We start from the raw sequence: 12,613 nt of genomic DNA, 5'->3' as shown, positions 1-12,613 counted from the left end.
GTCATATTGTTTTTTTCTTCCTGGTCTTTTGCGCTTGGCTTTAGTAGTGCGATTAAACAAGCGAATAACTGATTTGCAATGCATTGGAAGCGTTTGGCAGGCTTGATCTAGCAACTCACTCTTTTCGGCCTTGTTTGCCACCTTATACTGTGACTTTATATTGTTTATAATTAATTCCATAGTCAGTTTTCCCATAGATACCTTCATTTGTTAAACATGGGTAATTTCTATTATGATCTAATGAGTCATTTTTTGCACAGATCAATTTTTAGTTCGGTAACTTTTAATTTGATTCAATTCGTAGTTCGTCTATTTAACAGGAGGTTACTATACGGCTAGAAATAACGTTTGAATCAATTTCGAAGATGCAAAAAAATATTTCTCAGTCTATACTTTTATTAAGTTTATGATAAGTATGTATCATTGAGATAATCAAGGAAGCAGCCATGGTATGTAATAGCAAACATAAAAAACATAAAAGATGTACAAAGCTGATGCGTAATAAACATCATTATCAATTACGCAAACAAGCGGGCTTTGGTTTGATCGAGTCTTTAATTGCACTGACTATATTGGTCTTTGTCTTTACCTCGTTTATGGCAGTGATGCTGCGCTCAGCTACTGTGGCAAGTCGCACAAATAACGAAGTTGCCATTGATATTCTATTGGATAATCGTATTGAAAACTCATGGATTACCGGAGATGCAATTGATACTGCACCAACTGGTAATATTGTCTTTACCCAAGGAACAACGGAATTAACTGGACGCAATACTTTATTAAATGTTGAGCAGCAGCGCACCTTTGCTGTGGTGACACCATAGGCTTAAGGAGGGTGAAGATGCATACTCAAAGGATTAAAACAAAAGAGCAAGGTGCAAGTTTAATTCAAGTACTTGTAGGTATTGCTGTTGCTGCTTTTGTTTTGGTGATGGCAGGTGAGATGTATTACACCGTGCGTCATAGTTACACGCGCACAGTCACACAATTAGTGGATAATACCGAGGCAAGTGTTGTTGCCCAAACCTTTCGTAATCTTGTGGATCAATCAACGTCACCATCGCTCTATGGTTTATGGCCATGGCAGCAGGTGGAGCTTAGGGTGCCAAGTTTAATTTATAACCCTTTATCCTATCCACCGGTTTATGCGGCAAGCTCATTAAATTTTTATGCTCCACCAAGTCATGTTGTTGGAACTGATATATTAATGTTGCAAGGCATTACTTCTCACGAGCTGCTCTCACAAGATGCCAATCCAGACACAAACAATCATACCGTTAGTGTGGAGAATTCAAAATGTGTCGTGTCTAACCCATATGCCTTAACTAATACATTAACTGCTGCAACAGGTGATTATATATTACTGAGTGACTCTATGGGACACACTTTGATGCGTCTTTCACATAATTCTACCGCTACAGTGCAGCAAGGTCCTTCTCGCACTTATCGAGCAGGAAGTTTTTTGGGTGTTTATAAGGTTTATATCATTTATCTTAGGGAAACTGGAGGTGTTCGCAGCTTAATGTTAAATACTGACTATTATAACGTACCTGAGTGTCCTAATCATGTGAAAAGTAGTCAAGAGATAGCTCAAAATGTGACGGATCTACAAATTCGCTATTTTGCCAATGGCGTTTGGAGTAATGTCCAAGCAGATGGTACGCCTAATTATCTTGAGCCTTGGTATAAAGCCGTCAAAGGCATAGAGATTCGTTATACAGTTTCAGGGCAAGTCTATACAATCTTAATTGCGTTAAAGGCGAATATTTTGTAGGTTATAATCTGACTCACCCCGCGTCCCGCGAGTTCAACTGCAACGATAAATAAGTATATGAAACGTCATTAGTATATTATTGATTGTTAATTTGGTGGAGGCGGCGGGAGTTGAACCCGCGTCCGCAAACTCGCCATCTTCAGATCTACATGCTTAGATTTATCTATTATCTTTAACCTAAATTTGCCCGATAAATCAGGGCAGCATTTAAGCGAGTCTTAAGATTTAACCGCAGTGTTTAGACAGACACGTTGGCGATCTTGTGAAAGAGATGAACGAACGTAAGATAGATCCACAAGCAAATACTATCGGTTCGTGCGTATCTAGGTTCTTAAGCTAGATTAAGCAGCTTTACGAGCAGCGAAAGCTGCATCGTTAGCTACAACGCGTTTTGCTTTATTTTTGCCAGTTATTAGCAAATTGTAACGTGTTTTACGAGGCAGATACACCCTCGGCATGCACCGTAAGACATTGACATTCCCGTCGAAGCCATATTCGCCCCCAGTGAGGTTTGTTATTGTAGGTAAGGGCATCAATAAAGGCAAGCGGCAAGCTAAATTATTTTGCTTATTTTTTTATTTTGACTTTTGTGCAAATCGGGCGTAGATAATAATGCCAATTAATGGTGCTAATAAACCAATAACTGAGACTGTGATTAACAACATGCCAAGCTCACTATAATTTGCCGGTGTGCTAATGGTGTTGTTGCTATGATCCATGACTTCACGTGTGACGACAAAGATTTGATTAAGGTATTTGCTAAAAAGTGATCCGGCAGTTAAAGCTAGGTTCATAAAGCTAGCCATTAAAGCAAACCAGGTTGCGGCATTACCCTTGGGTGCATAACGCGCGATAAGGGCTAGCATCGGAATCATTGCTAATTGGGCAAAGGGTGAGGCAACCGCGCTATCAATGAGCACAATAGTGCGTGCGCCAAAACCAAAATAAACCATTGTCCATTCATGTAAGCCATAATAAAGTGCGATAAGTGGTAGCTCTAGTAAAAAGCCTGCAACAGTCAGCCATAAAAGCACCCATGCGATCGATTTCTCGGTGATAAGACGCGCGAAAAACCACATGCCAATAATAGACATAAAAGCACCAATTTGTGAAAGCGTGCCAAAAAAAGCTTTATCAAATCCAAGTACATCGATCATAAACCATTGCGCACCGGGACCGGCTGTAGGTGAGGCGCGAAAGATAAAGATCATGAGGGCGGCGACAAAAATAGCACGCAATAAATCTCGCGGCAATTCTTTGGTAATTGATTTAAGTAAATAGATGATAATCACTAACGACACGACAAAGACAATTTCTTGGGCAAAAGGCACACTACTTAAGCCAATTACAATAATAAAAACAGCGTAGATCAGTCCACCAATAAGCACCGTTTTGTTGATTGGTTTTCTCGGCACCTTATCCAAGCGAATACATAAAATACCGGTAATGCTAATCAGTGGAATCACTAAGGTCAGTAAAAATAAATTTTGATAACTCATCACTTGCGCAAGCCAGCCACCAAGACCGGCAACCAAAAACATGCCTAAGCTTAAACTTAAGCGCCCCAAGAGTTGAACCATTGCCAAGTCTTTGTCAATATCTTCTTGTGGGCGTCCCTCGCGCTCAACGACTTCGACACTCATGGCATCGGCAACGACATCTTGTAAGACAACGCCAAGAACAGTTAAAAGTGATGATATAAAGAAAAGGGTGTTATCAGGCGCTAAAGCAATAACAAATGACCAGCGTCCAGCGAGTCCTGCCATAAGTAGTGAACCACAGACCATTAAAATCGCTGCAAGATAAATATAAGCTTTGCGCTGTGAACCAAACAAGGGCAAGCTGTCAACAAATTGCCCAAAAACCATTTTGATATTCCATGGCAAGCTTAACCATACACCAATAACAATCAGGCTTTCAGCTGATAAGTTTAATTGCTCTTTGACAAAAAAGGACTCACCAATGCCCGAGAAAATGCTACAACCATAGGCGAAATAAATCATCAATAGCGGTAAATAACGCAGGCGCATCGCTTTAATTGGTTGGATTAAACTATCAACTTGCATATTAAAAACATCCTTGCCTGATATTCCCTGTAATACTAAGCATAGCTAAGATTATTTAATTTACAAAAATCATATCAAACGCACTAATCACGACATTGTTTTGCCATGTTTTATGGTACAATTGCCGCGTTTTATTAAGCTAAATATCAAAAAGATCAAAGATTCAACAGAGGTTTTAATATGGCTGGTCACAGTAAATGGGCAAACATTAAACATAAAAAAGCAAAAGAAGATGCTAAGCGCGGTAAGGTTTTTACTAAGCTAATTCGTGAGATCACCGTTGCCGCACGCTTGGGTGGCGGGGACAAAGATTCAAACCCACGTTTACGCGCGGCAGTGGCAACTGCATTGTCGAATAATATGACCAAAGATACGATTGAGCGCGCGATTAAGAAAGGTGCCGGTGGTGAAGAAGGTGGCAACTTAGAAGAAATTCGTTATGAGGGTTACGGTCCTGCGGGTGTTGCATTTATCGTTGATTGTATGACCGATAATCGCAATCGTACGGTGGCTGAGGTGCGTCACGCCTTTACCAAAGCCGGCGGCAATTTGGGTACCGATGGTTCTGTAGCGTATATGTTTAATAAAAAGGGTATTATCAGTTTTGAGACCGGCTTAGATGAAGATATGGTGATGGAAGTCGCCCTTGAAGCCGGTGCTGAAGATATTGTGAGTTTTGATGATGGTGCGATTGATGTTATTACCGATCCTAATGCATTTTCAGAGGTTAATGATGCTTTAGAAGCTAAAGGCTTCAAAGCAATCTCAGCTGAGATTACAATGGATGCGAATGTTAAAACCAATATTGACGATGCCGAAATTGCACAAAAGATTATGAATATGATCGATCGCTTAGAGGATCTTGATGATGTGCAAAGCGTCTATAGTAATGTCGAGTTTGATGAAAGTGTTATGGATGCGCTTAATTCGTGATTATTTTAGGCATTGATCCAGGCTCGCGCATTACTGGATTTGGTGTAATCAAAGTGCAGGCAAAAGAATGTTTGTATGTTACCAGTGGTTGTATCCGTATTACTAAAGAAGCAACTGCTGAGCGTTTAAAACAAATTCAAGATGGGATTAATGATATTGTTGCGGCTTATTGCCCAACGGAAGCGGCAATTGAACAGATCTTTATGTTTCAAAATCCCGGTGCTGCATTGAAACTCGGACAAGCACGCGGTGTAGCCATGTGCGCTTTAGCAAATCAAAATCTCACGGTTAACGAATACTCAGCTAAGCAAGTTAAGCAGGCCGTTGTCGGAAATGGTAATGCAACAAAGTTTCAAGTGCAGCATATGGTGCAATCTTGTTTGCAATTAAGTAGCAAACCACAGGCTGATGCTGCGGATGCTTTAGCGATTGCGATTTGTCATTTTCATAGTCGCAATAGTTTGCAGTTTATTCCAGGAGCCAACAAAATTGTACGAGGACGATTACGATGATTGGAAGAATAAAAGGTGAGCTTATCGAAAAGCAGCCACCATTGATATTGGTTGAAGCCGCGGGTGTTGGCTATGAAATATGGGTACCCATGAGCTCGATTTATAAGCTTGGTGATGTTGGGCAAGAGGTGATACTGCATACCCATTTTGTTGTGCGTGAAGATGCGCAGCAACTTTATGGCTTTGCCACTAAGTCAGATCGTAGATTATTCCAAGAGCTTATTAAGATCAATGGCATTGGTGCTAAGATGGCGCTAGCAATCTTATCGGGTATGGATGGGGTGACTTTTGTCAGCTGTATTGAGTCACAAGATCATGGGTTGTTATGCACCATTCCAGGCGTTGGCAAAAAAACGGCTGAGCGTATTATTATTGAAATGAAAGATAAGATCACAAAATTAGTCCTTGAGTTAGATGCTTTAACACAGAACATGCCACATACTACAGAAGAGAGCACAAGTCATGTTCATTCAGGTAATATAAGCTATCAGGCAAGTTCAGTGGTGCACCAAGCGATTGATGCACTAGAAGCGCTTGGCTATAAGCGTAAAGAAGCTGAGAAATACGTGCATAAAGTCAAAAATGACGCTGATAGTGTCGAGAGCCTTATTCGCTTGGCATTGCAAGGGACGCAAAAGGTATAAAAGACGCAAAAGATGTAAAGGTTATTTGCTATAAAACATTCTTCACTTAAATTAAAACTTTGTTAAGCTAATCAGCGAATATTTTACTTGGAAAAAATAGAAAGGTGAGAGATTAGCTTATGAAAAAAATTAAAAAAATGAAAAAAATCGTTAAAATATTATCGTTACCACTCATAGGTATGGGCTTAATGTCATCAGCAGTTGCAATGACAAATTACCAAGGTCCTAATCAGACAAAAGCATTATTTATATTACATAATGCGCATGTAAATCCTTTATATAAGCCTGTGCTTCAAGTGCCTGCCAAAGATAACGTAAAAGGGCATGCTAATGTATATCAGGGGGAATATGCCGTATATATTCCTGTCAAAGGTAATAAGCCATTATTGACACTGTTAAAAGAAGTCAATACGTTGGCATATCCTGATGTAGCAACAAGGGTTGTTACAACGCCGCATATTAGCGTTATTCAAGGTGTGTTTAAGGGCAAAAACTATCAAGAGCTAGTTGAAGCGGTTACCCAATTGGCGAAAAATACTAAAGCGCAAGAGGTGACTTTAGCTAAAAACTTCAGCGTGGCGGGGGATACGTTATCCTTGGATGTTGCCGGAGATAATGCCTTTTTGAATGAGCTTAATGCAGAGTTAACGGCCAAAACACATCCCAATGCACCAACGCATCAAACGATTGTTGCTATTGAAGAGGGGCATGCTGATCTTACGCAAATGCAAAGCGGTAGCGCATGGCGTGATTATAATATTCCAGGTAGCAATCGCTCACATATCACAGCGGTTTATAACAAAGGTAATAGTGAATTGGCGAATAAAGCAAATAAGTTACTCAATAACAAAAGCTATAGCGTAATGGTTGATAGTATCGCGATTGCCAAAATGGATGATAATGGCAATTTATATGGTAAACCACTTTTTGTTGCCCAATTCAAATCATGAGTTTGACGCGTTGTCCTTGGGCAAACTCAAGCCAAGAGATGCAAAATTATCATGATCACGAGTGGGGTGTACCACTATATGATGAACAAAGGCTATTTGAGTTTTTATGTTTAGAAGGAGCACAAGCAGGCTTAAGTTGGCAGACGATATTAAAGCGACGTGATAATTATCGCCAAGCTTTTTATGACTTTCAGATTGGTAAAGTTGCAAACATGACAGCGGATGATGTTGAAGCTTTAATGCAAAACACAGGTATTATTCGCAATCGTCTTAAGATCAAAAGTGTGATTAATAATGCTAAAATTTGGCTTAAGTTATCTAAAGCACAATCAATGGTTGAGGCACTTTGGCATTTTGCACCCAAAGAAGCAATTATTTATACGGAGCACGAAGCGATTCCGCCATTCACTGAAGCGTCAAAACAGATGAGTAAATGGCTTAAATCACAAGGTTTTAGCTTTGTCGGACCAACGATATGTTATGCCTTTATGCAAGCAACGGGGATGGTCAATGATCATTTAAGCTCATGTTTTGTCTTTGATGCCAAATAAAACGATGGTAGCAATATCGCCATCATAAGTAATGAGCCGGGAGTGTTCATGAGGCTGTGTCAATTTAAATTTAATATTGATGTATCGAGACCAGAGCGTTTTACTCATTACGTTATTATGAGTAATGATGCTTTTGATGGGTTTAATTACGTTGGCAGTGAAGGAGGAATGTATATAGTTTAACTAAATGAAAAGGGAAAAATCATGTTTTTAAATTTATTAAATAGCATAGGGCCTGTAATCCTGGCCTCGATTTCAGTACTTTTGGGGTTTGCATATAAGCAATATGATATTTGCCTATTTGGAGGCACCTAAAGTTTTAGAGAGCATTAATTTGCAAAAAGAGCTTATGTCACCACATAGAGCTATGGCAATGTCTACCAAATGATTAGAGGGGTTTAGGCTTAAGTCTGTTCTTCAGATCTTAGGGCTGATGCAGCGCATTTTAAACGAGCAACTCACCATCCTTAATGGTTGTTTTACGGTAATTTAATGTCGCATCATAGATAATTTGATTGTAATGCTCGCAATCCCATAGAACCAAATCAGCACATTTACCGACTTCAATACTCCCTTTTTGATCATGTATGCCAAGCGCGTAAGCGGCATTGATTGTTGTGGCTTGAAAGGCCTGATATGGTGTCATGCGAAATAGGGTGCATGCCATATTCATCATCAATGGTAATGACAAAAAGGGTGATGAGCCTGGGTTTGCATCAGTAGCAATGGCAATTTTGACGTGATTATTTAAAAGCTCAGCAACCGGTGGCAGCTTGGTTTCACGTAAGAAATAATAAGCGCCAGGTAATAAAACAGCAACCGTGTTTGCCGCGCGCAGTTTGGCAATATCTTCGATTGCAAGATATTCTAAATGATCAGCGGATAGTGCGTTAAATTCAGCAGCAAGCGCTGCGCCTTTTTGATCAGATAGCTGCTCGGCATGTAGCTTTAGCTGAAACCCAAGTTCTTTGGCATGAGTAAACAGGCGTTTTATTTGTGTGTGTGAAAAGCCAATATTCTCACAAAATCCATCAACAACGTGTGCCAGATTTTCTTTTTTAAGCACTGGCAGCATGTCAGTAATAATAAAATCAATATATTGATCCTTATCATCAAACTCAGGTGGCAAAGCATGTGCACCTAAAAAGGTAGGGATAATATCTATACCTTTTGATGTATTAAGCTGTTGCGCAACTTTAAGCATCTTCATCTCAGTATCGATATCTAAGCCATAACCTGATTTAATTTCACAAGTGGTTGTGCCATACTGCATCATTTGCTTAAGGCGTTTGTGAGCACTATGATATAACGCATCTAAAGAAGCGTTACGTGTTGCTGTAACGGTTGAACGAATGCCGCCGCCTTTGTTGGCAATTTCCTCATATGAGGCACCATTTAAGCGCATTTCAAACTCATCCGCGCGATTGCCACCATAGACAAGATGTGTGTGGCAATCAATGAGTCCTGGTGTCACCAGCTGACCATTATGATTAATGGTTTCACGTGCCTTAGGTAGTGCTGAACCTTTGGCTAAGATATCAATGATCTTGCCTTGATTAATGACTAAGGAGGAGTTATCCAAAATGCGTTCGTTTTGATCGAAGGTCACAAGGCGCGCATTTTGGATGATCAGATCATACATGTTATTAACCTTCTGTATTATTTTGCTATTGCGTTTTACTCTTTTGACCAGTTTTTATTATCCCCCTCACCCGCGCAGCTTAAGCTGCACGAGCAATCCCACAGAGGGAGAGGTAATAACTGATACCACTTATTTTTCATCACTCTACAGGCTCTAACATTTAAAAGAGCTGTGTGTGAACATCACTATAGAAAGCATGTTGCTTGATGACATCTGTGGCATTTTCGATATCGCGCGCAAAGTAGCGATCCTCATCGTAATAAGGAACTTTAGCGCGAATCTGGCGATATTTGTTATCTAATAGATTGGATGTTTTAAGCGGCGCTCTTAGAGACACTCCTTGACAAGCAGCAAGCACTTCAATACTTAAGATAGATAATACATTTTGAGCAATGGTATTTAATTTGCGTGCGGCAAAAGTTGCCATACTGACATGATCTTCTTGATTGGCAGAAGTTGGCAGACTATCAACAGATGCCGGATGCGCCAGTGTTTTATTCTCACTGGCTAATGATGATGCAGTAACATGTGCCAACATGAAGCCTGAATTAAGTCCGGCATTTTCAATTAAAAAGGCAGGTAAGCCGCTTAAATGCTTATCGATCAAAAGGGCAATGCTACGCTCAGAAATAGCACCAATCTCAGCACAAGCGATACTCAGCATATCGTCACTCATGGCGACCATTTCAGCGTGGAAGTTGCCGCCTGAAATAATCTCTTTGGTTTCGGGCAAGATCAACGGATTATCAGATACGCCATTGGCTTCATTTAATAAATTGCGTTTAGCATCATTTATCACTTGCCATGCCGCACCCATTACCTGTGGTTGGCAGCGTAGTGAGTAAGGGTCTTGCACTTTGCCACAGTGATCATGCGAGTGCATAATCTCACTATTTTCCAATAAATTGCGCATGACTTGTGAGAAAATAATTTGTCCCTCAACGCGCTTGATCTGGGAGATAACAGGGTCAAAAGGTTTCATACTGCCAAACGTTGCTTCAATACTTAAAGCGCCAGCAATAGTGGCAATACTGAAATTACGCTCAACCTTAATTAGGCCCATTAAAGCAATCGCTGTTGATGCTTGTGTGCCGTTAAGTAAGGCCAAGCCCTCTTTTTCCTGAAGCTTAATAGCACTTAAACCTGCTTGTTTTAAGGCGTCTTGTGCACTAATGCATTGACCTTGATAACTAACATCCCCTTCACCAATAAGCGGCATACTCATATGTGCCAAAGGTGCTAAATCACCTGATGCCCCAACTGAGCCTTGCTCTGGGATCACCGGATAAATACCATGATTATAAAAGGCGATCAACGCATCTAAGGTCTGTTGTGTGACACCTGAATAGCCCTGCGCAAGACTGTTGATTTTAAGGAGCATGATGAGCTTAACCGTGTCATTATCCAGTGGCTTGCCAACACCGGTAGCGTGAGAGAGAACGATACGGCGTTGTAGCTCTTTAAGATCAGCTGTTGGAATTTTTTTATTGGCCAATAAACCAAAACCAGTATTGATGCCATAAACTGTTTTGCCAGCACTTAGTACTTCTTCAACAATGCTGCGAGAAGTTGCTACTTTAGCATAAGCACGATCATCCAAATGAATAGGGCAGGCGCTAGTAATCAGTAATTCAATATCCTGAAGGCTAAGCTCACCAGGGATTAAGCAAAAACTTTGTGGGTTTAACTCCTTGTTGTTATTTGTATTGGCGTGGTTCATCACTTCACTCATATGAATGCCTCTTTCTTGGTTGAGGTGCAATGATCATCTTTTGAATTGGCGTTAATCATGGGTAAGTTTAGTCCCTTCTCTTTAGCACAGTTAATGGCGATATCGTAACCGGCATCGGCATGACGCATGACACCCGTGCCTGGATCATTGGTTAATACGCGCTGTAAGCGTTTCGCTGCAGCTTCAGTGCCATCGGCAACAATAACAACACCGGCATGTTGTGAAAAGCCCATGCCGACACCTCCACCATGATGTAGACTCACCCAAGTAGCTCCTCCTGCAGTATTAAGCAGGGCATTTAGTAATGGCCAATCGGATACCGCATCAGAGCCGTCTTTCATGCTTTCTGTTTCGCGATTAGGACTTGCGACAGAGCCTGAATCTAGGTGATCACGACCAATAACGATAGGACCTTTAAGCTCGCCATTTTTGACCATTTCATTAAATGCCAAACCAAGGCGAGCACGATCGCCTAGACCAACCCAGCAAATACGTGCCGGAAGACCTTGGAAAGCAATACGCTCTTTTGCCATATCAAGCCAATTATGTAGATGCTTATCATGCGGCATAAGCTCTTTGACTTTTTGATCAGTTTTGTAAATATCTTCAGGATCACCAGATAAAGCAACCCATCTAAACGGTCCAATGCCTTGGCAAAAGAGTGGGCGGATAAATGCTGGTACAAAACCTGGGAAATCAAACGCATTTTGTAAGCCTTCATCAAAGGCGACTTGGCGAATGTTATTACCATAGTCAAAAGTGGGAATACCTTGCTTGGCAAATTCAAGCATGGCTTCTACATGCGCTCTCATTGATTTTTTAGCTTCAGCAACGACAAGATCAGGATTGCTTTGACGCTCTTTTTTGGCCTTTTCTAAACTCCAACCAATTGGTAAATAGCCATTTAAGGGATCATGTGCGCTCGTTTGATCGGTAACTGCATCAGGTTTAATGCCGCGCTTGACCATTTCAGGTAAAATCTCGGCAGCATTTCCTAAAAGACCAACAGAAATCGCACGCTTTTCAGCGCAAGCTTCATTGATAATAGCCATTGCCTCATCAAGGGTTTTGGCTTTGTAGTCGACATATTTTGTACGCAATCTAAAATCAATGCGACTTTCATCACATTCAATGGCTAATACACAAGCGCCAGCTAAAACACCTGCAAGTGTTTGCGCACCCCCCATGCCACCTAATCCTGCCGTTAGAATCCATTTGCCAGATAAGTCACCGTTATAATACTGGCGTCCCATTTCAACGAAAGTTTCATAGGTGCCTTGGACAATACCTTGTGAACCGATATAAATCCAAGAGCCGGCGGTCATTTGCCCGTACATCATTAAGCCTTTTTTATCAAGTTCATTAAAGTGCTGCCAATCTGCCCAGTGTGGCACAAGGTTTGAATTAGCAATCAGTACACGTGGTGCATCAGTGTGTGTTTTGAAAACACCTACAGGTTTGCCTGATTGAATAAGTAGTGTTTCATCATCTTCAAGCTTCTCTAGACATTCAACGATCTTATCAAAACACTCCCAATTGCGTGCTGCTTTACCAATGCCGCCATAAACAACAAGGTCTTGTGGATGTTCAGCAATATCAGGATCCAAGTTGTTCATCAACATGCGAAGAGGGGCTTCAGTAAGCCATGATTTAGCGGTAAGTTTCGTGCCTGTTGCGGCTTTGACTGTGCGTGACATAGTATTAATTCCTCCTGTGAGTTTATTTAAGCTTGTAATGCGAATCAAGGGTTGAATAATAATCAAAAATAAAGTTTACGAGTTGCCAATCCATAATTTATTGTGTTAATGA

12 protein-coding genes and 1 other RNA gene are annotated in these 12,613 nt (G+C 40.8%); 7 read left to right on the top strand and 6 right to left on the bottom strand.

Annotation, left to right across the window (positions count from 1 at the left end; all coding sequences use genetic code 11):
• Positions 1-180, bottom strand: a 180-nt coding sequence (locus ACY10D_RS05120) for a hypothetical protein (protein WP_486999693.1), incomplete at its 3' end; no start/stop codon positions are given.
• 314 nt (positions 181-494) lie between these two features.
• Between ACY10D_RS05120 and ACY10D_RS05115 the strand changes: the two genes are divergently transcribed.
• Entirely contained in the window at positions 495-824 is a 330-nt protein-coding gene (locus ACY10D_RS05115) for a type IV pilus modification PilV family protein (RefSeq protein WP_486999692.1), read from the top strand.
• Positions 825-841: 17 nt separating this feature from the next.
• Positions 842-1,774 (top strand): PulJ/GspJ family protein, encoded by a 933-nt coding sequence (locus ACY10D_RS05110; protein WP_486999691.1) that lies wholly within the window; start codon positions 842-844, stop codon positions 1,772-1,774.
• Positions 1,775-1,866: 92 nt separating this feature from the next.
• On the opposite strand, the gene ssrA is transcribed toward ACY10D_RS05110, so the two are convergent.
• Together ssrA and ACY10D_RS05100 are read right to left on the bottom strand one after the other, a co-directional pair.
• Positions 1,867-2,277, bottom strand: a transfer-messenger RNA (tmRNA) gene (gene ssrA / locus ACY10D_RS05105).
• 72 nt (positions 2,278-2,349) lie between these two features.
• Positions 2,350-3,840, bottom strand: coding sequence for an MFS transporter (locus ACY10D_RS05100; RefSeq protein ID WP_486999690.1), 1,491 nt, complete (start codon positions 3,838-3,840; stop codon positions 2,350-2,352).
• A 180-nt stretch (positions 3,841-4,020) separates the two neighbouring features.
• Between ACY10D_RS05100 and ACY10D_RS05095 the strand changes: the two genes are divergently transcribed.
• From ACY10D_RS05095 to ACY10D_RS05075, 5 genes are all read left to right on the top strand, one after another.
• Positions 4,021-4,773: a YebC/PmpR family DNA-binding transcriptional regulator gene (locus tag ACY10D_RS05095; RefSeq protein ID WP_486999689.1), complete on the top strand. Its 753-nt coding sequence runs from the start codon at positions 4,021-4,023 to the stop codon at positions 4,771-4,773.
• A complete protein-coding gene (gene ruvC / locus ACY10D_RS05090; protein WP_486999688.1) occupies positions 4,770-5,285 on the top strand; it encodes a crossover junction endodeoxyribonuclease RuvC in 516 nt (171 codons plus the stop codon). The genes ACY10D_RS05095 and ruvC overlap by 4 nt, the downstream gene beginning before the upstream one ends.
• Positions 5,282-5,929, top strand: coding sequence for a Holliday junction branch migration protein RuvA (gene ruvA, locus ACY10D_RS05085; protein WP_486999687.1), 648 nt, complete (start codon positions 5,282-5,284; stop codon positions 5,927-5,929). The genes ruvC and ruvA overlap by 4 nt, the downstream gene beginning before the upstream one ends.
• 119 nt (positions 5,930-6,048) lie before the next feature.
• Complete coding sequence (locus ACY10D_RS05080) at positions 6,049-6,879, top strand: 2'-5' RNA ligase family protein (RefSeq protein ID WP_486999686.1); 831 nt, start codon at positions 6,049-6,051, stop codon at positions 6,877-6,879.
• Positions 6,876-7,430: a DNA-3-methyladenine glycosylase I gene (locus ACY10D_RS05075; protein WP_486999685.1), complete on the top strand. Its 555-nt coding sequence runs from the start codon at positions 6,876-6,878 to the stop codon at positions 7,428-7,430. The genes ACY10D_RS05080 and ACY10D_RS05075 overlap by 4 nt, the downstream gene beginning before the upstream one ends.
• A 445-nt stretch (positions 7,431-7,875) precedes the next feature.
• Here ACY10D_RS05075 and hutI read toward each other — a convergent pair whose 3' ends face one another.
• From hutI to hutU, 3 genes are all read right to left on the bottom strand, one after another.
• Entirely contained in the window at positions 7,876-9,072 is a 1,197-nt protein-coding gene (gene hutI, locus ACY10D_RS05070) for an imidazolonepropionase (RefSeq protein ID WP_486999684.1), read from the bottom strand.
• 160 nt (positions 9,073-9,232) lie between these two features.
• Positions 9,233-10,804, bottom strand: a complete 1,572-nt coding sequence (gene hutH / locus ACY10D_RS05065) for a histidine ammonia-lyase (RefSeq protein WP_486999683.1) — start codon at positions 10,802-10,804, stop codon at positions 9,233-9,235.
• Positions 10,801-12,501, bottom strand: coding sequence for a urocanate hydratase (gene hutU, locus ACY10D_RS05060; protein ID WP_486999682.1), 1,701 nt, complete (start codon positions 12,499-12,501; stop codon positions 10,801-10,803). Before hutU ends, hutH begins: the two co-directional genes overlap by 4 nt.
• Positions 12,502-12,613: the final 112 nt, after the last annotated feature.

The sequence above is a fragment of the Cysteiniphilum sp. genome, from assembly GCF_057495195.1.
This window is presented reverse-complemented; position numbering and strand designations above follow the sequence as displayed.